At 60.6% G+C, this 20,029-nt stretch carries 19 protein-coding genes; 8 read left to right on the forward strand and 11 right to left on the reverse strand.

Annotated features, from left to right (window positions below; all coding sequences use genetic code 11):
* Window positions 1-69 precede the first annotated feature (69 nt).
* Window positions 70-831, reverse strand: coding sequence for an SDR family oxidoreductase (locus U6037_RS21310; protein WP_322844434.1), 762 nt, complete (start codon window positions 829-831; stop codon window positions 70-72).
* A gap of 77 nt (window positions 832-908) precedes the next feature.
* Here U6037_RS21310 and U6037_RS21315 point away from each other — a divergent pair, with 77 nt between their 5' ends.
* Both U6037_RS21315 and U6037_RS21320 read left to right on the forward strand, forming a co-directional pair.
* Window positions 909-1,064, forward strand: a complete 156-nt coding sequence (locus tag U6037_RS21315) for a hypothetical protein (RefSeq protein ID WP_322844435.1) — start codon at window positions 909-911, stop codon at window positions 1,062-1,064.
* On the forward strand, window positions 1,061-2,065 hold the full coding sequence (locus U6037_RS21320) for an NADP-dependent oxidoreductase (protein WP_322844436.1): 1,005 nt from the start codon (window positions 1,061-1,063) through the stop codon (window positions 2,063-2,065). The genes U6037_RS21315 and U6037_RS21320 overlap by 4 nt, the downstream gene beginning before the upstream one ends.
* Window positions 2,066-2,190: 125 nt before the next feature.
* Here the strand turns inward: U6037_RS21320 and pyrF are convergent, their stop codons facing one another.
* The gene (gene pyrF, locus U6037_RS21325) at window positions 2,191-2,889 is read right to left on the reverse strand and encodes an orotidine-5'-phosphate decarboxylase (protein WP_162483045.1); all 699 of its coding nucleotides are present in this window, start codon (window positions 2,887-2,889) and stop codon (window positions 2,191-2,193) included.
* A 284-nt stretch (window positions 2,890-3,173) separates the two neighbouring features.
* Here pyrF and U6037_RS21330 point away from each other — a divergent pair, with 284 nt between their 5' ends.
* From U6037_RS21330 to xopAW, 3 genes are all read left to right on the forward strand, one after another.
* Entirely contained in the window at window positions 3,174-3,935 is a 762-nt protein-coding gene (locus U6037_RS21330; RefSeq protein WP_095048649.1) for a response regulator, read from the forward strand.
* Complete coding sequence (locus tag U6037_RS21335; RefSeq protein ID WP_322844437.1) at window positions 3,935-4,984, forward strand: sensor histidine kinase; 1,050 nt, start codon at window positions 3,935-3,937, stop codon at window positions 4,982-4,984. The genes U6037_RS21330 and U6037_RS21335 overlap by 1 nt, the downstream gene beginning before the upstream one ends.
* A 232-nt stretch (window positions 4,985-5,216) precedes the next feature.
* Entirely contained in the window at window positions 5,217-6,062 is an 846-nt protein-coding gene (gene xopAW, locus U6037_RS21340) for a XopAW family type III secretion system calcium-binding effector (RefSeq protein ID WP_322844438.1), read from the forward strand.
* Between the two features lie 560 nt (window positions 6,063-6,622).
* Here the strand turns inward: xopAW and U6037_RS21345 are convergent.
* From U6037_RS21345 to U6037_RS21385, 9 genes are all read right to left on the reverse strand, one after another.
* Complete coding sequence (locus U6037_RS21345) at window positions 6,623-7,675, reverse strand: AI-2E family transporter (protein ID WP_242205917.1); 1,053 nt, start codon at window positions 7,673-7,675, stop codon at window positions 6,623-6,625.
* Window positions 7,676-7,744: 69 nt separating this feature from the next.
* A complete protein-coding gene (locus U6037_RS21350; protein WP_322844439.1) occupies window positions 7,745-8,551 on the reverse strand; it encodes a DUF4892 domain-containing protein in 807 nt (268 codons plus the stop codon).
* A gap of 115 nt (window positions 8,552-8,666) precedes the next feature.
* Window positions 8,667-9,521, reverse strand: a complete 855-nt coding sequence (locus tag U6037_RS21355; protein WP_322844440.1) for an alpha/beta hydrolase — start codon at window positions 9,519-9,521, stop codon at window positions 8,667-8,669.
* The gene (locus U6037_RS21360; RefSeq protein ID WP_322844441.1) at window positions 9,518-10,324 is read right to left on the reverse strand and encodes an alpha/beta hydrolase; all 807 of its coding nucleotides are present in this window, start codon (window positions 10,322-10,324) and stop codon (window positions 9,518-9,520) included. Before U6037_RS21360 ends, U6037_RS21355 begins: the two co-directional genes overlap by 4 nt.
* A 276-nt stretch (window positions 10,325-10,600) precedes the next feature.
* Window positions 10,601-11,044 carry a hotdog fold thioesterase gene (locus U6037_RS21365; RefSeq protein WP_322844442.1) on the reverse strand — a complete coding sequence of 148 codons (444 nt, stop codon included), beginning with the start codon at window positions 11,042-11,044 and terminating at the stop codon, window positions 10,601-10,603.
* 31 nt (window positions 11,045-11,075) lie between these two features.
* A complete protein-coding gene (locus tag U6037_RS21370; protein ID WP_322844443.1) occupies window positions 11,076-12,731 on the reverse strand; it encodes an AMP-binding protein in 1,656 nt (551 codons plus the stop codon).
* A gap of 210 nt (window positions 12,732-12,941) precedes the next feature.
* Window positions 12,942-13,394 (reverse strand): phosphohistidine phosphatase SixA, encoded by a 453-nt coding sequence (gene sixA, locus U6037_RS21375; RefSeq protein ID WP_095188633.1) that lies wholly within the window; start codon window positions 13,392-13,394, stop codon window positions 12,942-12,944.
* Window positions 13,391-13,738: a DUF4389 domain-containing protein gene (locus U6037_RS21380; protein ID WP_180699726.1), complete on the reverse strand. Its 348-nt coding sequence runs from the start codon at window positions 13,736-13,738 to the stop codon at window positions 13,391-13,393. The genes sixA and U6037_RS21380 overlap by 4 nt, the downstream gene beginning before the upstream one ends.
* Window positions 13,739-13,759: 21 nt before the next feature.
* A complete protein-coding gene (locus tag U6037_RS21385) occupies window positions 13,760-14,785 on the reverse strand; it encodes an NAD(P)H-dependent glycerol-3-phosphate dehydrogenase (protein ID WP_077574109.1) in 1,026 nt (341 codons plus the stop codon).
* Between the two features lie 196 nt (window positions 14,786-14,981).
* Here U6037_RS21385 and U6037_RS21390 point away from each other — a divergent pair, with 196 nt between their 5' ends.
* Genes U6037_RS21390 through U6037_RS21400 form a run of 3 tightly spaced genes read left to right on the forward strand, consistent with a single transcriptional unit; the run spans window position 14,982 to window position 19,940 of the window.
* Complete coding sequence (locus U6037_RS21390; RefSeq protein WP_322844444.1) at window positions 14,982-17,105, forward strand: TonB-dependent receptor plug domain-containing protein; 2,124 nt, start codon at window positions 14,982-14,984, stop codon at window positions 17,103-17,105.
* Between the two features lies 1 nt (window position 17,106).
* On the forward strand, window positions 17,107-18,039 hold the full coding sequence (locus tag U6037_RS21395) for an ABC transporter substrate-binding protein (protein WP_322844445.1): 933 nt from the start codon (window positions 17,107-17,109) through the stop codon (window positions 18,037-18,039).
* Window positions 18,036-19,940 (forward strand): ATP-binding protein, encoded by a 1,905-nt coding sequence (locus U6037_RS21400; protein WP_322844446.1) that lies wholly within the window; start codon window positions 18,036-18,038, stop codon window positions 19,938-19,940. The genes U6037_RS21395 and U6037_RS21400 overlap by 4 nt, the downstream gene beginning before the upstream one ends.
* Window positions 19,941-20,029: the final 89 nt, after the last annotated feature.

A 20,029-nucleotide genomic window follows, 5' to 3' on the forward strand; every position in this document is an offset into this window, starting at 1 on the left:
CTTCACGGAACTGACCGTGATTCACAAAAAAGCCCGCAAGGCATGCGGGCTGTTTTTCCGGAGTTCTGATCAGAATGCGGTGACACCACCATCCACGGCCAGCGAGTGGCCGGTGGTGAATGCCGCACCGTCGCTGCACAGGTACAGCACGGCGCTGGCGATTTCTTCGACTTTGCCGATACGGCCGACCGGGTGCATGGCGTTGGCGAACTCGCCCTTCTTCGGATCGGCCTCATAGGCACGACGGAACATGTCGGTATCGATCACCGCCGGACACACCGCGTTGACGCGGATTTTTTTCTTCGCGTATTCGATGGCTGCCGATTTGGTCAAACCGATCACCGCGTGCTTCGACGCCGCGTAAATGCTCATCTTCGGCGCTGCGCCAAGCCCTGCTACCGAAGCGGTATTGACGATCGCCCCACCGCCCTGCGCCAGCAACAGCGGCAGTTGATACTTCATGCACAGCCAGACGCCTTTGACGTTGACTCCCATGATCGCGTCGAACTCGTCCATCGAGCCCTCAGCCAGTTTGCCCTTCTCGATTTCGATGCCGGCATTGTTGAAGGCGTAGTCGAGACGGCCGTAGGTGTTGATGACCTCGTCCATCAGATTCTTCACTTCGCTTTCGACGGTAACGTTGCAGCGCACGAAAGTCGCTTCGCCGCCGGCTGTACGAATCAGCGCCACCGTGCCCTCGCCCCCTGCTGCGTCCAGGTCGGCGACCACCACTTTCAGGCCTTCGGCGGCGAACGCCTGCGCGGTCGCACGGCCAATACCGTTGGCCGCGCCAGTGACTACGGCAACTTCACCGGAAAACGTCATGCTCATTGTTGTGTCCTCGGAGGGATAGATGCAGGGGATTTGCAGCATAGCCATTGAGGTATGAGGAGCGTCAGCACTATCCAATGGCTGTTTATGTACCCATGCGTCGCAGTGATAAAACCATCCCGGTGATCATCACTGCACTGGATCGGCGTGCATTCGCCGCATCAGCCAACCTTGCGCCAATGCCGGCGAAGGTCTATCAACAAGGCTTCATTCCGTTCGAGTGCCTGCCATGACCAACCAGACCAATCGCCAGTTCCTGCTCGCCAAACGCCCGGTGGGAGCGGCCAACCGCGAGACTTTCACCTATCAGGAAGTACCGTTGGGCGAACCGGCAGCGAACCAGATTATGGTCAAGAACGAATACCTGTCCCTCGACCCGGCCATGCGTGGCTGGATGAACGAAGGCAAATCCTACATCCCGCCAGTCGGTATCGGCGAAGTCATGCGCGCGCTGGGCGTCGGCAAAGTCATCGCCTCGAACAACCCAGGGTTTGCCGTCGGCGACTACGTCAACGGTGCTATCGGCGTGCAGGATTACTTTCTCGGCGAGCCAAGAGGGTTCTACAAAGTCGATCCGAAACTGGCACCGCTGCCGGTGTACCTGTCAGCGCTGGGCATGACCGGCATGACCGCCTACTTCGCCCTGCTGGATGTCGGCGCCCCCAAGGCTGGCGACACCGTGGTGTTGTCCGGTGCAGCGGGCGCGGTGGGCAGCATTGCCGGGCAGATCGCCAAGATCAAAGGTTGCCGCGTGGTTGGCATTGCCGGCGGTGCCGACAAGTGCAAATTCCTCATTGACGAGTTGGGCTTTGATGGCGCCATCGATTACAAAAACGAAGACGTGATCGCGGGTCTCAAACGTGAATGCCCGAAAGGCGTCGACGTGTATTTCGATAACGTTGGCGGTGACATTCTCGATGCGGTACTGAGCCGTTTGAATCTGAAAGCACGCGTTGTCATTTGCGGCGCGATCAGTCAGTACAACAATAAAGAGGCGGTCAAAGGGCCGGCCAACTATCTGTCGCTGCTGGTTAACCGTGCGCGGATGGAAGGTTTTGTGGTGATGGATTACGCGGCGCAATACGCCAGCGCGGCGCAGGAAATGGCCGGATGGATGACCAAGGGGCAGCTCAAGAGCAAGGAAGATATCGTAGAAGGTCTGGAGACGTTCCCGGAGACGCTGATGAAATTGTTCAGCGGCGAGAACTTTGGCAAGTTGGTGCTGAAAATCTAAAACCAGCTCAAATCAAATGTAGGAGTGAGCCTGCTCGCGATACCGGTGTGTCAGTCAACATTAATGTTGTTTGACACACCGCTATCGCGAGCAGGCTCACTCCTACAGGGTTTTGCAGTGTTTGCTTAAGCGATTTCGGCGACAACCGAAGCCAGCGCCTGTGCCGGATCAGCCGCCTGGCTGATCGGACGGCCGATCACCAGATAATCGGACCCGGCATCCAGCGCCTGACGCGGGGTCAGAATGCGGCGCTGATCGTCCTGTGCGCTGCCCGCCGGACGAATGCCCGGGGTCACCAGCTGCAGCGACGGATGTGCGGTTTTCAGCGCCGTGGCCTCCAGCGCCGAGCACACCAGACCGTCCATGCCGGCCTTCTCGGCCAGTGCCGCCAGACGCAGCACTTGTTCCTGCGGTTCGATATCCAGGCCGATACCGGCGAGGTCTTCGCGCTCCATGCTGGTCAGCACGGTCACGCCGATCAGCAGCGGTTGCGGGCCACTGCGCTTGTCCAGCTCTTCACGGCAGGCAGCCATCATGCGCATACCGCCGGAGCAATGCACGTTGACCATCCACACACCCATCTCGGCAGCAGCTTTCACTGCCATCGCGGTGGTGTTGGGAATGTCATGGAATTTCAGATCGAGGAATACTTCAAAACCCTTGTCACGCAGGGTGCCGACAATTTCTGCGGCGCAACTGGTGAACAGTTCCTTGCCCACTTTGACCCGGCACAGTTTCGGGTCCAACTGGTCGGCCAGCTTCAGTGCGGCGTCACGGGTGGGGAAATCCAGGGCGACGATGATAGGAGTCTGGCAGGCGGACATGAATGGGCTCTCAGGCAGGTCGAAATCGGCGCGCATTGTAGCGGAACCGGCGGCGGCGCGGCACCCGATGATCGGTAAATCGTCGCCTCAACCGTGATCAGCATAGCGCTCGCTGCTATTGTGTCGACTCCGATACACAGCCGACACGCCAGCAACAAGCACCCACGCTAGCCTCGCCAGCCGCAACACGTCCTTACATCAGCACTTCCCGCCTCACGGCCGGACGCCTATGCTGAAACCACCACCTCGCAGCCCATCTTTTGTGGTTGGCGGCCTACCGGCAGATGAACAGCCTCATGCACAACACCCAAATGACCGCGACTGATGAGCCTAAAGACGACAAGCGCTGGAGCATTCGTGCGCTGATCGTCGATGACGACGTGCCGATCCGCGAGCTGATGATCGATTACCTCGCGCGTTTCAACATCCACGCCAGCGGCGTCACCGACGGTGCAGCCATGCGCCAGGCGATGCAGGCCGAGCATTTCGACGTTGTCGTGCTGGACCTGATGCTGCCCGGCGAAGACGGCTTGTCGCTGTGCCGCTGGCTGCGCGCCGAATCGGATATCCCGATCCTGATGCTGACGGCTCGCTGCGAACCGACCGACCGCATCATCGGCCTCGAACTGGGCGCCGATGACTATATGGCCAAGCCGTTTGAACCGCGTGAACTGGTTGCACGCATCCAGACCATCCTGCGTCGGGTGCGCGATGACCGCACCGAACAACGCGCCAACATCCGTTTCGACAATTGGCGCTTGAACAGTGTCCTGCGCCAATTGATTGCCGACGACGGCCTGGTGGTGCCGCTATCCAACGCCGAATTCCGCCTGCTCTGGGTTTTCATCGAAAGGCCGCGCCGGGTGCTCAGCCGCGAGCAATTGCTCGACGCGGCCCGTGGCCGCTCGATCGAAGCCTTCGACCGCAGCATCGATTTGCTGGTGTCGCGTCTGCGGCAGAAACTCGGCGACGACCCGAAAGCCCCGCAGTTGATCAAAACCGTGCGCGGTGAGGGTTACCTGTTCGACGCGCGAGACATCGGCTGATGCGGGCGCGCTTCGACACGCTGTTCGGCCGCCTGTTTGGCGTGCTGTTCGTGGCGATCGTCCTCGCGCACCTGCTGGCCTTCACCTGGTTCCGTCTCTACGGCCCGCCCCCGCCACCACCGCCTCCGGAATTTTCCCAAGGTGCCGAGGGACAACAGCCACCTCACGACCCACGTTACCCGCCACGGCCCCCGCGTCCATGGTTCGGTGGCCCGGTGGTGCCGCTGACCTTTCAGTTCATCACGTTGATGATCGCGGCATGGTACGGCGCCAAACTGCTCAGTCGTCCGATCCAGCGCCTCAGCGATGCTGCCGAGCGCCTCAGCGAAGACCTCGACAGCCCGCCACTTGATGAGTCCGGCCCGCGAGAAGCACGGCAAGCGGCGCACACTTTCAACCTGATGCAGCGGCGCATTCGCGAACAGGTGCAGCAACGCGCACGCATGCTCGGTGCCGTATCCCACGACCTGCGCACGCCGCTGTCTCGGCTGAAACTGCGCCTGGAAAACATCAGCGATGAAAAGCTGCAGGGCCAGATGCGTCAGGATCTGGACGACATGATCGGCATGCTCGACGCCACCCTCACCTACTTGCACGAACAACGCACCAGCGAAGCCTTGCAATTGATGGATGTGCAGGCGTTGGTCGAATCGCTGTGCGAAAACGCTCAGGACCAGGGCGCCGACGTGCAAGTCAGCGGCCATTGCGCACCGCTGCCGGTACAACCGATGGCGCTGCGTTCGTGCATCAATAACCTGATGGACAATGCCCTGCGTTATGCCGGCCAGGCACGCATCGAATTGCAGGATCAGCGCGAGCAACTGCTGATTCGCGTGATCGACCACGGCCCGGGGATTGCCGAGGACAAGCGTGAAGCGGTGTTTGAACCGTTTTATCGTCTGGAAGGCTCGCGCAATCGCAATTCCGGCGGTGTGGGACTGGGAATGACCATTGCCCGCGAGGCGGCGCAGCGTTTGGGGGGACAGCTCAACCTTGAAGAAACCCCCGGCGGCGGCCTCACGGCTATCATTCGCCTGCCGCGCCCCTGAGAAACACACATCCCCTTGTAGGAGTGAGCCTGCTCGCGATAGCGGTTTATCTGTGAGAGTTGCTTTGACTGGCACACCGCTATCGCGAGCAGGCTCACTCCTACAGGGGGTGGAGGTGAAATTTCAGTCTGTGTACCCACCGGTACAAATCCCACATATCCCCGACAACTTGCGCCCTGACGCTGCATAAGCCGGTACACCCACCGGTTTGCCATTCCAGGGAGTGAGTCCGATGATCGGTAGCGTCAGCAATTACACGAGCTATACCAGCACCAGCAGCACCTCCACGCAAAACGCGCGTAGCCAGCAACTGCAAAAAGAACTGTTCGCCAAACTCGACAGCAACGGCGACGGTGCGGTGGATCAGGACGAACTGAAAAGCGCTCTGTCGCAGAAGTCCGACGACGGCCTGCTGGTCAACCTGAGCAAACAATTCGGCGATCTGGACAGCGACGACAGCGGCAGCCTCAGCGCCGAAGAAATGACCGCCATGGCGCCCCCGCCACACGATCAAGCACCGGACACCGACCTCGCCGACGCGCTGATCAGCGCCCTCGACACCGATGGTGACGGCGCCATCAGCAGCGACGAACTGAGCAGCGGCCTGACCAGCGCCGGCAGCACCGCCGACAGCAACGAACTCTTCTCCGCCCTGGACAAGAACAAGGACGGCACCGTCAGCCAGGACGAACTTACCGCCAGCCTGACCCCACCACCGCCTCCTCCCCCGCAAATCAACAGCGATGAACTGTTCAGTCAGCTCGATGCGGATGGCGATGGCAGCGTGACGGCCACCGAATCAAGCAGTGCTCTACAGACCAGCAACGGCACCTCATCGACCAGCACCGACACCAGCGCCGCACTGCTCAAAGTACTCGACAGCGACAGCAGTGGCGGCGTGAGCAGTGATGAACTGAAAGCGGCTTTACAGGCCGGGCGTGAACGACCGGACGAAGAACAGACGGCATCGACCCGGAGCACGACAGAAGCGCTGAATCGCATGATTGCCAATTTGAGCAAGCAGTACTCGCTCGATAGCGCAGCGCCGGTGGGCAAGTATTTGAATGTGGCGACTTGAGTCGACGCCCCTCACCCTAACCCTCTCCCAGAGGGAGAGGGGACTGACCGAGGTGTTTGGGAGAGCTACGCCGACGTGAAATACCGAGTCGAACGCAAATTTTGAAAAGCTCACCAATCGGCCCCCTCTCCCTCGGGAGAGGGCTGGGCGGGCGGCGTTCCGATGAGGGGCAGCAACAACGCAAATCAAAAGCCGAACGCGCCCCGCTCCTCACCACTCAATAGGCCGAGTGTCAGCTCGCCTGCTCTTGATCTTGAACCACGGGCGACGTCGGAAGGCTTCGTTCCGGGATTGATCCGGGCGTGGGAGCGCAGCGACCGTTTGGCGCAGCCAAACACAGCGAGAGGAGGTGCAGCGAAGCAAACCGTAGGCGCTGCGCCCGGATCGATCCCGGAGCGAAGGAACCCCGAGCCCCAGCGAGCGGGCCGCACGCAGGAGCAAGCCTTTTGGGTTACCTTTTCGGCGTTTGGAAAAGGTGACCCGCCGTAAGGGCGGAACCCTAAGCAGCCGTTACCGCAGCAACGGATATTCACCCAACCCCAAACCCAAACCCAAACCCGCTAGCGCCGCTCCTCAACCCGCCCCTGACTCTTGCTCCAATCCGTCAACAAACTATAAGCCACCGCCAACAGCGTAGGCCCGATAAACAACCCGATAAACCCAAACGCAATCAACCCGCCAAACACCCCAAGCAACACAATCACCAACGGCAAATTCCCGCCGCGGCTGATCAGATAAGGCTTGAGCACGTTATCCACGCCACTGATGATGAACGTCCCCCAGATCCCGAGAAACACCGCCATCCCATACTCACCCTTCCACGCCAGCCAGGCCGTGGCCGGCACCCACACCAACGGCGGCCCCATCGGAATCAGACTCAGCAAAAACGTCACGATCCCGAGCACCAACGCCCCCGGCACCCCGGCGATCAAAAACCCGATCAACGCCAGAACCGCCTGCGCCGCCGCCGTGCCGATCACGCCGTTAACCACCCGCTGCACCGTACCGGCCACCAACTCGATGTAATACCCGGCGCGATCACCAATCAAGCGCTCCAGCAGACTATGCACAAACGCCGCCAGTCGCGGCCCGTCGCGATAGAAAAAGAACACAAAAACGATGCTCAACGTCAGCTCGAGAATCCCGCCGCCAATCTGCGCACTGCGCGCCAGCAACCAGTTACCGACCTGCCCCAGATAAGGCTTGATCGACACCATCAGTGCGGCGCCCTGCTGATCGATGCTGTTCCACAGTCCGACCAGCCGTTCCCCTACGAACGGCAAGGTCCCCAGCCAAACCGGCGCCTCCGGCAGACCGTCGACCTGCACATCCTTGATAAACGCCGTGGCATCACGCACATGATCGGCCAGGTTGAACCCCAGCCACACCAGCGGCGCCGCCACCAGCAGCATCCAGCCCAACGTCAGAATCGCCGCAGCCAAGGACTCACGGCCATTGAGCCAACGGGTCAACAGGCGCATCAGCGGCCAACTGGCAAACGCCAGCACCGCGCCCCAGAACAGCGCCGACCAGAACGGCGCCATCACCCACAGGCTGGCACCAAACAACACCAGCAGCAGGATCTGCACCAGCAGGCGATCGTTATTGAGCATGTAAGGTCTCGAAAAAGTCAGTCAGGCAAAGAGTAGGCGAACACGCGGTTCGTGCTCGCCCGCAACAGCTTAACGCAACAGATCGATGCGCAGGCCAGAGCCTTCGACACTGCCGGTTTCCATGCGCGCCGCCCGCACACCCTGATTGATCAGCGCCTGACGCCAGGCTTCGGCCTTGGGACCGGACACCGTCACGCGCAACGTCGTATCAAGGTTAAGTCCACGGGAAATCAGCCGGAGCCAGGTGTCATCCGGCTCACTCACCCGATCGGGGAAATCCAGTTCGCCGGTGCTTTTAAGCTGACGCAACAGGGTCGCCGAGGTCTGCAGCAACTCACCCAGCGGCGCAACCGCCTCGAACTGCTCGACATGCAGATAGGCTTTGCGATTGCCACGGGTGATGCTATAGAGCGCCACCAGCGTGTTGTCCCGTGGCGCGGCCAGCCTCAACAGCAGATAGGCCTGCTGCTCGTCGGCACCATACAGCTTGGAATTGCCGAACACCTCGTTGGCCCAGAGACTGCTTTCGCCGCAATCACGCGCCTGACACCAGAACAGCAATTCGGCGTCCTGCTTTTGCAGGGCCTCGCGAGCGGCAGTGAAGGCTTCAGTGGCAGAGTGTTCGGGTGGCAACTCATAGGTCACCGCAGTGGTTTGGCCACGCGCAGTGACCTGGCCATCGAAACGCAGTTGTCCACTGATCTTGCGGATCGAACCCAGCGGATAAATCCGTTCAAGCTCAACAGCAGGGCGATAGTCGACAATTTGCGCATCGGCCAGACGCGGCACGATTTGCAGGTCATGACTGCCCGGCACATCGGCGGCGGACGAAAAGGAACTGAAGCAGCACAGCGCCAACAGCGTGAAAGACCGCATCGGCAGCCTCATCGGATCGGCATGGCTTGGCTAATCGGGGTCGCAGCGGTATAGAAATCCATCGTGGTTGTCTCCCATTTCAACCCGACCAGCCTCGACAGTTGCCCGCAGCAAGTCAAGGAATGGCGAAGAAGCGATTGAAACAGTCTGCGACAAGATCCGCGCCGGCCTCATCGTTCAAGTGCAAATGGTGCCCGCCCGCCAACTGTTCCCGGCTAAAGGGTAGACGCTCCAGCAGCTCTGGATGTTTGGCCAGCATGCCGTCAGCCGCCACGACCAAATGCGCCGGACAACTGACCCGAAGCGCAAAAGCCATTGCCTGTTCCTGGGTCAGACGCAGCGGCGATGGCAGGGTCAGGCGATTGTCGGTGCGCCAGGTATAACCGCCGGGGACCGGCATCAGACCGCGCTGAGCCAACAACTCAGCTGCCTCACGGCTGACGGCGACCAGACCTTTCATGCGCGCTTCGATGGCACGGTCGAGGGTGTTGTAGACCGGTTTGCGTTTTTCCCGCAGATCCAGTTGTGCTTGCAGGGCCATGCCCATGCGCTCGGCCGCATTTTCGCCTTTGTCCGTAGGAGGAATCACGCCGTCAATCAGCGCCAGATGGCTGATGCGTTCCGGTAACGAACCCGCCAGCACCATCGAGACAATGGCGCCCATCGAATGCCCGAGCAGGCCGAAACGCTTCCAGCCCAGTTGTTCAGCAACTTGCAGCACGTCATGGGCGTAATCCCACAGCGCATACCCGGCACCGTTCGGCCGGTGCCCGGAATGTCCGTGCCCGGCCATGTCCAGCGCGATGATGCGCAAGCCTTTGAGCTTGGGTGCCAGACGCGCAAAGCTGTTGGCGTTATCCAGCCAGCCATGCAGCGCGATCACCGGCATACCGTCCTCGGGGCCGAACAAATGCGCGGCCAGCTCGATATGCGGCAGGCTCAGGCGCACTTCTTCGAAGGTCGGGTTCATGCGCAATCCTTGTCCTGACCGGTTTCCCAGCGGTTGAACAGGTTTTTCAACAGTCGCGCGGTGTCCTGTGGACGCTCAAGCGGGAACATGTGTCCGCCGGGCATGCTCAGAGCCTCGCCTTGAGCCAGACGTGAAACGAATCGGGTGTGATGGCGCATGACCACGCGGCTCTTGTGCCCGCGCACCACCGCCAGCGGCACCTGCAACTGCCGAGTGCGGCCGGGGCTGGTGTGCGGCACGCCGCGATAGATACTGATCTCGGTGGCCGGGTCGAAACGCAGGCGCAGTTTGTCGCCAACCTTGTGCAAACCGTGCTGCAGGTAGGCGTCGAAGCATTCCGGATCGAAACCGCGAAACAGCGTCTTGCCAGCAAAATAGCTGCGCGCACTGTCGAGATCGGCAAATTCTTCACGGCGCCCCAGCGTCCGCCCGGCCGGGGTCAGCTTGTCGATAAAACCAAAACGCTTGGCGGCACGGATCACCCATTGATCGGTGCGGGTCAGCACCGGCGAGTCAAGCATCACCACCCCGCGATACAACTCAGGACAACGCAGCGCCGCGTGCAAATGCAACACACCGCCAAAAGAATGGCCGACGCCCCATACCGGTTGATCCTGCTGCTGCAAATGGTGGATCAGCTCGTCGACGAGGTTGTACCAGTTGTCGTCCGCAGGAAAACGCGGGTCATGGGCATGCTGTTCCAAATGTGCAACCCGGTACTCGGGCGCCAGCGCCGCGAACAACTTGCCATAGGTACCCGAGGGAAACCCGTTGGCGTGGGCGAAAAAAATCGGTTGCGACATGCTGGTAAATCCATGAGCAGGAAACGTGGCGTTGATTGTCCGTAAGACCGCGCCCGACAGCAATGACCGTAACTGCCAGGAATGATGACAGTCCGCTCAGGGCTATGGTGAGTCAGTCGGATCGCTACCCCCTCACTCCAGCCCTCTCCCCCAGGGGGGCGAGGGGGAAAGAGAGCCGATCTCCGTACTTTTCCGAATCTGTATTCGACTCGGTATCTCAGGTCGATGTACTTCGAATAAACCACTCGGTCAGTCCCCTCTCCCTCTGGGAGAGGGTTAGAGTGAGGGCGGCTGCTCACCCAGCGGTACCACCGCCATGGTCAGCCGCGACACACAACTGGCCTTGCCTTCATCACTGGTCAAACGAATGTCCCAGACATGCGTCGTGCGGCCAATGTGAATCGGTTTGGCCACCGCCGTCACCCGGCCACTGCGCAAGCCGCGCAAATGGTTGGCGTTGATTTCAAGCCCCACGCAGTAGAACTTGCTGGCATCGATGCACAGATAACTGGCCATCGAACCGACGGATTCCGCCAGCACCACCGATGCACCGCCATGCAGCAAACCGTAGGGCTGATGGGTGCGATGGTCGATGACCATGCTCGCGGTCAGCGATTGCTCGTCGAACGCTTCGAAGCGAATGTCGAGTACTTCGCCGATGGTGTTTTTCTGGATCGCGTTCAACTGCTCGATGTCGGGAGTGGTACGCCACAAGCTCATCGCAGACTTCCTTTGTTGTTTTATTGGTCGCTCAATCCTGCCACAGCACCGCCTCGCTGCGCTCGCTCCATTCTTCGAAGCGCGCACCGTAAGTGTCTTCGATGACGTTGCGCTTGATCTTCAGGGTCGGCGTGAGGAAGCCGTTTTCGACGGCCCAACTGTCCTTGACCACCACCAGTCGGCGCAGGCGTTCGTGCTTGTCGAGCACGGCGTTGACCTCTTCCAGCAGTTTTTCCAGGCTTGAATGCAGACTTGCCCGGCCCTCTTCCTGATTGACCGTGGACAGCACACACAAACCCAGCGGCGCACTCAGGCCATCGCCAACCACGCACACCTGTTCGATCCGCGAATGCACGGCCAAACGATTTTCAATCGGCGCCGGAGCGACGTATTTGCCCTTGCTGGTCTTGAAGATTTCCTTGAGCCGGCCGGTCAGACGCAAACGCCCTGCGGCATCCTGTTCGCCCTTGTCGCCAGTGCGCAGAAAGCCATCCTCGGTAATCGTCTCTGCGGTTTTCAGCGGCTCCTTGAAATAGCCGAGCATGTTCGCCTGACTGCGCACCTGCACTTCGCCCGACTCATCGATGCGCACTTCGACATCCGGGCACGGCTGGCCGATCCAGCCCTGCTTGTATTGCCCGGGCAGGCAGATATGCGAGTAACCGCAGCCCTCGGTCATGCCATAGACTTCCAGTACATCAAGGCCGAGCTTCTGATACCAGGCGAGCAAGGTCTGCGGCACTGGCGCGGCGCCGGACAACGCCACACGCAAGGCATCCAGCCCCAACCCCGCCAGCACTTTGTGCCCGACCCGCTTGCCAATGAATGGCAGACCGAGGAGGAAATCCAGGCGCTTGGCCGGGATCTTGCCGTACACGCCCATCTGGAATTTGGTCCAGATGCGCGGCACGCCAAACATCGCGGTCGGCCGCGCACGCTTGAGATCCGTGATGAAGGTGTCGAGGCTCTCGGCAAAAAACACCGTCTGCCCGGTGTAGATCGACGCCAGCTCAACGAACATCCGTTCGGCGACGTGGCACAGCGGCAAGTACGACAGCAGTCGGTCGTTCTCGTTGAGCCCAAACAATTGTGTGCCGCGTGTTGTAGCGAAGCCGAGGTTGGCAAAACTGTGCATGACACCTTTGGGCAGGCCAGTGGTGCCAGAGGTATAAATGATGGTCGCCAGTTGCTCGGCGGCCGGGCGTGGATCGTCCTGAATCGGTGAGCTGCGTTGCAAATCCGCCCAACTGAAATCGAAATCCCCGGGTGGGTGCAGCGGCAGGCTGATGGTCGGCAAATCAGCCGGCACGCCTTTGGCCATGCCCGGCCAGTCATCGAGTTTGCCGATGAACGCCAGGACGCTTTCCGAATGATTGAGCACCTGCGCTACGGAGTCGGCGGTGAGATTGGGATACAGCGGAACAGAAACGTGCCCGGCCATCCAGATCGCCAGATCGGCAATGATCCAGTGTGCGCAGTTCTTCGAGATCAGGGCGATGTGGCTGCCTTGCGGCAACTCACGCGCACGCAACCAATGTGCGGCGCAACGGGCCTGATGGCCGACATCCGCCCAGCTCAGCGTTTCAACCTGGCCGCCACCGACGGGCTGCACCAGAAAGCGCTGGCGCGGGTGTCGGGCTTCACGTTCGTAGAACACGTCCAGCGGCAAACGGAAGGCGGCAGACATGCGACTCGCTCCTGTTTTTTTGGTCTGGAGCAAGCGTAGTCAACCAAGCAAGTGCTTGGTTGGAAAATTCACACAAATAATTTCATGGTGTACGCGGTACCTGTAGGAGTGAGCCTGCTCGCGATAGCGGTGTATCAGCCAGCATTGATGCCGAATGAAATGGCCTCATCGCGAGCAGGCTCACTCCTACAGGGGTCGGTGTTTACAATTTCAGGGGTGTTTGAGGCTGTTGAGGGTCATCGAGCCAATCAGCAACTCAGGGCTTTCCAGTTCAGCCAACCCGGCAGTGCTGACCTTCTCCGGCGGATACCCGGCGCCATGCTGCAGATAACTCAGCAGATTGCCCACCAGCGGGTTGTGGCTGACCAGCAGCACATTGCTCACCGATACCAGTTGATCGGTGACCTTGTCCGGATCGACTTCCGGCGTCAGCCACTCGACCGTGCGAATCTCCGGCTCGAATCCCAGCGCTTCGCGAACAATCTGCGCGGTCTGCTGCGCGCGCAGATAAGGGCTGGCGTAAATCGCGGTCAGCGGCTGGCCGATCAAGCGGGCGGCGCTGCTCAAGGCTTCTTTGCGACCGTGATCGGTCAGCTCCCGTTCGGAATCGGGGCACGAGCCGTAAGGCACGGCCTCACCGTGACGCAATACCCAGAGTTTCATAGCTTGGGTTCCTCATCTCGGGCCGGGTGCGGTGTCGGCGGCACGGTGTGCGGCGCTTCACCTTCCGGGGTACGCGGCGTTGGCCAGTCGGCGAACGGCCAAGGCTTCTGGTCGCTGTGGAAACTGCCGAAACGGCCGATCTGCGCGAGAAACTGGCTCAGGCTGTCGCCGAAGTTCATCAGGCTGGCGCTCGGCGCGCCATAGATCAAACGATAGATCAATTGCACCAGCACCACCGCGCCGAGGATGAACTGCGCCACTTGCCAGACCAGCACGTAGACGATCATCCACAACACCCGCAGGAGGATGGATTCGTACTTGGCTTCGGTTTTCGGATCGTTCATGGCTTGCTACTCCCGGCTCACTCAGTTGAAACCACTGGTGGAAATAAAATCGACGTCGGTTTTCGGTTCGGCTCGCATCAGTAGACCGATCACCTGCTCCAGCGTGCGTCCTTCGAACAGGATCGCGTGCAACCCGGCGACCAGCGGCATGTACACGCCGACTTCCTGGGACTTGGCCTTGAGCACCTTGAGGGTGTTCACGCCTTCGGCGACTTCGCCAAGACGCGACACCGCTTCGTCGAGGCTCAGGCCCTGACCCAGTGCGAAACCCACTTGATAGTTGCGGCTCTTCGGCGACGAACAGGTGACGATCAGATCGCCGACACCGGCCAGACCGAGGAAGGTCATGGGATTGGCGCCCTGATTCACCGCAAACCGAGTCATTTCCGCCAGTGCGCGGGTGATCAGCATGCTCTTGGTGTTCTCGCCCATTTCCAGCGCCACCGCCATGCCGGCGATGATTGCGTAAACGTTCTTCAACGCCCCGCCCAACTCGACGCCGAATCGGTCGGCACTGGCATAAACACGAAAGGTGCGGCCATGCAGCGCGGCTTGCACGGCTTTGCACAGCTCTTCGTCTTCGCTGGCAACCACCGTGGCAGTCAGTGCGTGCTCGGCAATTTCCCGCGCCAGGTTCGGCCCGGACAACACGCCGATGCGCGCATTCGGGGCGATCTCTTCGAGGATCTGGCTCATTAGCTTGAAAGTCTGCGCTTCGATGCCTTTGGTCAGACTGACCAGCATCTTGCCGCTCAACCGCTCGGCGTGGGCGGCAAGCACCGTGCGCAATGCGCTGGACGGCAGCGCGACGAAGCACAAATCGCAGGCGTCGAGGGTTTCCTGCAGGTCGGTGACGGCGGTCACGCCCGGCAGAATCTTGATGCCTTTGAGATAACGCGGGTTTTCGCGATTGACCCGGATGGCCTCGGCCTGCTCGGGATCACGCATCCACTGCCGGACTTGATGGCCGTTCTCGGCCAAAAGATTGGCCACGGCGGTACCAAAACTTCCGCCTCCCAGGACCGCAATCGGGCGCTGTTCAGTCATATGCAATCCGTTAATCCATACCAGTGGCGATGGCGGCATTATACGGGGCGGCCCGGTCGCGGCCAGCCCCAGCAACAATTACCGACACTTGTAGGAAGAAGACCAATAAAACCTAGGAAAATGCTACTAACGTGAATGGAAAAGTCACGGTGCTCGGTTAACATGCGCGCCAAATCTTTGCGATCAAGGCTGCGTCGTGTTTTTCGCTCCTCCCCCTCCCCGTTCGTCCCTTTTGCTGGCGCTGTTGTTTAGCCCGCTAGTGCTGGCGGACGACCTGTTCATGGACAACGAAGCACTGCCGCAGGTGCTGACAGCCACGCGCCTGAAACAGACACCGGCGGAAGTGCCGGGGAGCATGACCGTACTCGACAGCGAATTGATCAGCGCCAGCGGCGCCCGCGACATCAGTGAGCTGCTGCGCCTGGTGCCAGGGATGATGGTCGGCAACATCAGCGGCAATCAGGCGGCGGTCAATTATCACGGCACCAACGCCAGCGAAGCGCGACGCATGCAAGTGCTGATCGACGGCCGCTCGGTGTATCGCGCCGGTTTGTCCACGGTGGACTGGAGCGATATTCCGGTGGCCATGGAAGACATCGAGCGCATCGAAGTCTTTCGCGGCCCGAACACCGTCAGTTACGGCGCCAACGCGCTGATGGCGGTGGTCAACATCATCACTCGGCACCCGGCAGACAGCCACGGCACGCGGTTGAAGTACACCCGTGGTCAGCGTGGCATCAATGACTTTTATGCCAGCCAGGGCACTGGCTGGAATGGCGGCGATCTGCGCCTGTCGCTGTCCGGTCAGGAAGATGACGGCTTTGACAGCGATCGCAGCGGCGCCGATTACCGTGACAGCCGCCGCTTGAATCGCTTCAGTCTGGCGCTCAGCCACACCCTCAGCGATAACCAGAGTCTGGACTGGCAGGTCAACGCCAAGGACGGCACCAACCAGCGGCCCTACACCTACCGTCCGGTGTTCTCCGGGATTACCGCCGCCGGGAACAATTCCGACGTGGTCGCCAAGGATTACGCCGGCTCGGTGCGCTGGAACCTCGACATCAATCCCGAACACAGCCTCTATATACAAGGCTCGGCGCAACACTGGGATCGGCAGCAAACCTGGCGCGCCTGTGATGCCGAGGTGTCGTTCAGCCCCGAGTTGACGCAACTGTGGCAACTCAACCCCAATTACACCGAACGCCTGGCGCGCAACATCACGCAGTTCACCGGCCCCGGCGCCGCGCCCGGAACACCGCAGGAAATGGCCCTGGCCAATCAGGTGCTGAATCAATGGCGCAATGGCGCGAGTCGAACGCTGTGCGGCGACATCGACCAGAGCGCCCGCGAATCGCGCTACGACCTCGAATTGCAGGACACTCTCAGCCTGTCCGATAGCCTGCGCCTGGTCAGCGGCATGAACTATCGTTACGACCGCGCCGACTCCGAGACCTACTTCAACGGCACACTGGACGACACCACCTGGCGCGCCTTCGGCCAACTGGAATGGCGCGCCACCGAACACTGGCTGCTACAGGGCGGTGCGATGTTCGAAAACACGCGACTGATCGGCAGTTCGCTGACCCCGCGCTTCGCCGTCAATTACCTGATCAATCCGCGCCACGGCCTGCGCGCGGTGTACTCGGAGGCGATCCGCTCGCCGGACATGTTCGAGAACAATGTGAACTGGAGCTATCAGGTCAGCAACCTGCGCCCCTCGGCCTATGGCCAGTCTTCGGCGCGCTACTTCGTCAAGACTCGCGGCCCCGGCGATCTCGATCAGGAACACATGCGCTCGCGGGAGCTGGGCTACAACGGTTATTTCGCCGAACTGGGCCTGGCCCTGGATGTGAAGCTGTTCTACGACGAGATCACCGGGATGATCAGCGAGCCGCTACGTAACAACCAGTACATCGCCAGCAACGCCAACAGCTCACGTTTTCGTGGCACGGAAACCCAGCTCGACTGGCACGTGAGCCTGGCCGACCGTTTGCGTTTCACCTATGCCTTTGTTGATGCCGAGGCGAGCAATCCGCTTGATCAGCAGTTCACTTCACGCAACAGCGGTTCGGCCGGCTGGCTGCGCGACTGGGGCCATGGCTGGAACAGCGCCCTCTTCTATTACGGCGACAACGCGCTCAACGGTTACCGTTTCGAACGGGTCGACACGCGCATCGCCAAACGCATCCCGCTGGGTAAAACGCAACTGCAATTGGCCGGCGTCCTGCAGCAACGCCTCGACCATGAGCCGAGCACTTTCGTCGACAACAATTACGACGAACGCCGGGTGATGTACTTCAGCGCCGAGCTGGAGTTCTAGGATGCGCTGCCGGCAGTCACGGAAGATGCCAACCCTTGGCCACTGGCTGGCCGGGGTTTGCCTGTTTGTGACCGCATGGCTGCATGGTGTGGCGGTGCAGGCAGCGGACATTCTGTTGACCGGCGCCGAGGAAAGTCCGGGCGTACAAGCGTTCGTCCAGGCACTCAGCGAATTGCGCCCGACTGACAACGTGCGTTTCCAGCCGCTGGCCAGCCTGCCCGCACCTGGAAAACTGCCGGCCAGTCTGCGACTGATTCTGCTCGATCTGCCGAGTCTCGACTGGCGCCTGCAAGAACCTCAGGGTCCGGCAACGCTGGTGCTGCGCATCAGTCGCCTGCAAGCCCGGCAGCGCCTTGGTGGCGCGCAACCGGCGCACCTGAGTTTGCTGTGGAGTGATCCACCGCTGAGCCGACAGTTGCAGTTGATCCGCCGCATTCTGCCCCAGGCCCGGCGAATCGGCGTGCTGTTCGATGAGCACAGCGAATTCCTCCTCAAGGAGCTGAATCTCGCCGCCGCGCCGCTGAACCTGCAAATCGTCAGTCAGCGCTGGGACAACACCCACGACAGCCGCCCCCTGCAAACCGTGCTGAGAAACAGCGACGTGCTGCTCGGGCTCGACGACCCCGATCTGTACAACCCGAAAACCGCGAAAAACCTGCTGCTCAGCAGCTACTCACGACAATTGGCACTGGTCGGTCCCAACGTCGCCTTCGTCCGCGCTGGCAGCCTCGCCAGCAGTTACAGCGACCAGAACGACTGGCTGGCAATCCTCGATCAATTGCTCGATCAACCGCCGGCCAATTGGCCGCGGACGCTCTATCCCGCACGCTTTAAAGTCTCAAGTAATGCGCAAGTCGCTCGTTCTCTGGGTATCGAACCACCCGATGACGCGTCTGTCGCCAGTACGTTGGCTGAAGGAGAACACCGCCCATGAGTTTCCGTCGCCGTTGGGACATCAACACCCGCACCCAGCTGATCAGCCTGGGCCCGGCGTTGTTGCTGACCTTGCTGTTGATCAGCTTCTTCACCTTCGTGCGCATTCAGGATTTGCGCCAGGAGCTGAATCACACCGGCCAACTGATCGCCAACCAACTCGCACCGGCCACCGAATACGGGGTGATTTCCGGTAACAACGAAGTGCTGGAAAGCCTGCTCAAAGCCACACTGGCCACGCCCAACGTGCGTTTTCTCGAAGTACAGGACAGCGCCAACCGAATTCTGGTGTACGTCGAACAACCCGCGGCGGCGCACGGTCGGCCGCATCAGGTCGAGGTGTTCCAGGCACCGGTACGGCTGCAGCGCATCGCCCTGCACAATGACTTCTTTCAGGACGGCAAGGTCAACAATGGCGGTGCCAGCGAGGACTATCTGGGCCGGGTGATTGTTGGCCTGTCCAACGATGCCTTCAGCCAGCGACAGCAGGAGATTCTGCTCAAGGCCGGGATTCTCGCGTTGTTCGCCCTGCTCTTCACTTTTGTGTTGGCACGGCGCCTGGCCGGCAGCCTGTCGCAGCCGATCCGTGATATCGGTGATGCGGTGAAGGCGATTCAGGACGGCGACTATAAAACCCCGCTGCCGATCGTCGATGACACCGAACTGGGCGCGCTGTCGCAGCACATCAACAACCTCGCCCAGGCGCTGGAACAGGCCAGCCGCGAGCAGCATCAAGCCATGGCACAACTGATCCAGACCCGTGAGGAAGCGGAAAAGGCCAACAACGCAAAATCCGACTTTCTGGCGATGATGAGCCATGAACTGCGCACACCCATGAACGGCGTGCTGGGCATGCTGCAATTGCTCGAAACCACCGAGATGACTGAGGAGCAGGTCGAATACGCCGCCCTCGCCTCGGAGTCCACCGAGCACTTGCTGAAAGTCATCAACGATATTCTCGACTTCTCTCGCATCGAGCGCTCGGAGCTGGAACTGGAGCACATTCCGTTCAATCTCGCCGAACTGATCGGCGCCTGCGCGCAGTCGTTCCAGCACAGCGCGGTACAACGCGGTCTGGCGCTGAACCTGCGGATCCCGGACGACATGCGCGGTTTGCAGGTGCAGGGCGATCCGACGCGGATCCGACAGATTCTGGTCAACCTGGTCGGCAACGCACTGAAGTTCACCGAACAGGGTCGGGTCAGCATCGAAGCGCAGTGGCAATCGCTGGATCACGAACTACTGTGGTTCACCTGTTCGGTGCGCGACAGTGGCATCGGTATTTCTTCTGAAAGTCTGGAGTTGATGTTCAACGCTTTCCAGCAGGCGGACAGCTCGATTTCACGGCGTTATGGCGGCACTGGCCTGGGGTTGCCGATCGCACGTACGCTGGCCGAGCGCATGGGCGGCACGTTGCGTGCGCAGAGCGAGGAAGGTCGTGGCTCGGTATTCACTCTGGAAATCCCCCTGGCACTCTATAAGCAGGCGCTGCCGCCATTGGCCGCGCCGCGTGCACTGAACGGCAAGGGCCAAGGCGAAGGGCGCAATGTCTTGCTGGTCGAAGACAATCCGGTGAACCAGACCGTAATCGAAGCGATGCTGCGCAGTCTGGGCTTTACTGTCAGTGTTGCCACCGATGGCGCACAAGCGGTACGCAGTGCCGAGGGCAGCGACTTTGAAGTGATTCTGATGGATTGCCGTTTGCCGATTATCGATGGCTATGAGGCCACCCGGCAGATCCGACGCCTGCCCGGACGCAGCGACGTGCCGATCATCGCCCTGACGGCCAATGCCTTGCAGGGCGACCGCGAAACCTGTTTGTCGGCGGGCATGAACGATTATCTGGCGAAGCCGTTCAAACGTAATGATCTGCAGCAGATTCTGCAGCGCTGGGTGTCGTAGTGTGGGCCTTTCGACCATCTGCGACTGGCGTGAAAAGCGAAAGTGCGGCAGTCTTAGGCACCCGAACGAGCCTCAAAAGGGGCTTGAAT

The sequence above is a fragment of the Pseudomonas sp. B33.4 genome (assembly GCF_034555375.1).
GTDB lineage: Bacteria > Pseudomonadota > Gammaproteobacteria > Pseudomonadales > Pseudomonadaceae > Aquipseudomonas.

What these genes read in the sequence shown, in the direction of transcription:
- U6037_RS21310 (WP_322844434.1), bottom strand. Translation starts at nt 831, where the DNA reads ATGAGCATGACGTTTTCCGGTGAAGTTGCCGTAGTCACTGGCGCGGCC.
- U6037_RS21315 (WP_322844435.1), top strand. Translation starts at nt 909, where the DNA reads ATGGCTGTTTATGTACCCATGCGTCGCAGTGATAAAACCATCCCGGTG.
- U6037_RS21320 (WP_322844436.1), top strand. Translation starts at nt 1,061, where the DNA reads ATGACCAACCAGACCAATCGCCAGTTCCTGCTCGCCAAACGCCCGGTG.
- pyrF (WP_162483045.1), bottom strand. Translation starts at nt 2,889, where the DNA reads ATGTCCGCCTGCCAGACTCCTATCATCGTCGCCCTGGATTTCCCCACC.
- U6037_RS21330 (WP_095048649.1), top strand. Translation starts at nt 3,174, where the DNA reads ATGAACAGCCTCATGCACAACACCCAAATGACCGCGACTGATGAGCCT.
- U6037_RS21335 (WP_322844437.1), top strand. Translation starts at nt 3,935, where the DNA reads ATGCGGGCGCGCTTCGACACGCTGTTCGGCCGCCTGTTTGGCGTGCTG.
- xopAW (WP_322844438.1), top strand. Translation starts at nt 5,217, where the DNA reads ATGATCGGTAGCGTCAGCAATTACACGAGCTATACCAGCACCAGCAGC.
- U6037_RS21345 (WP_242205917.1), bottom strand. Translation starts at nt 7,675, where the DNA reads ATGCTCAATAACGATCGCCTGCTGGTGCAGATCCTGCTGCTGGTGTTG.
- U6037_RS21350 (WP_322844439.1), bottom strand. Translation starts at nt 8,551, where the DNA reads ATGCGGTCTTTCACGCTGTTGGCGCTGTGCTGCTTCAGTTCCTTTTCG.
- U6037_RS21355 (WP_322844440.1), bottom strand. Translation starts at nt 9,521, where the DNA reads ATGAACCCGACCTTCGAAGAAGTGCGCCTGAGCCTGCCGCATATCGAG.
- U6037_RS21360 (WP_322844441.1), bottom strand. Translation starts at nt 10,324, where the DNA reads ATGTCGCAACCGATTTTTTTCGCCCACGCCAACGGGTTTCCCTCGGGT.
- U6037_RS21365 (WP_322844442.1), bottom strand. Translation starts at nt 11,044, where the DNA reads ATGAGCTTGTGGCGTACCACTCCCGACATCGAGCAGTTGAACGCGATC.
- U6037_RS21370 (WP_322844443.1), bottom strand. Translation starts at nt 12,731, where the DNA reads ATGTCTGCCGCCTTCCGTTTGCCGCTGGACGTGTTCTACGAACGTGAA.
- sixA (WP_095188633.1), bottom strand. Translation starts at nt 13,394, where the DNA reads ATGAAACTCTGGGTATTGCGTCACGGTGAGGCCGTGCCTTACGGCTCG.
- U6037_RS21380 (WP_180699726.1), bottom strand. Translation starts at nt 13,738, where the DNA reads ATGAACGATCCGAAAACCGAAGCCAAGTACGAATCCATCCTCCTGCGG.
- U6037_RS21385 (WP_077574109.1), bottom strand. Translation starts at nt 14,785, where the DNA reads ATGACTGAACAGCGCCCGATTGCGGTCCTGGGAGGCGGAAGTTTTGGT.
- U6037_RS21395 (WP_322844445.1), top strand. Translation starts at nt 17,107, where the DNA reads ATGCGCTGCCGGCAGTCACGGAAGATGCCAACCCTTGGCCACTGGCTG.
- U6037_RS21400 (WP_322844446.1), top strand. Translation starts at nt 18,036, where the DNA reads ATGAGTTTCCGTCGCCGTTGGGACATCAACACCCGCACCCAGCTGATC.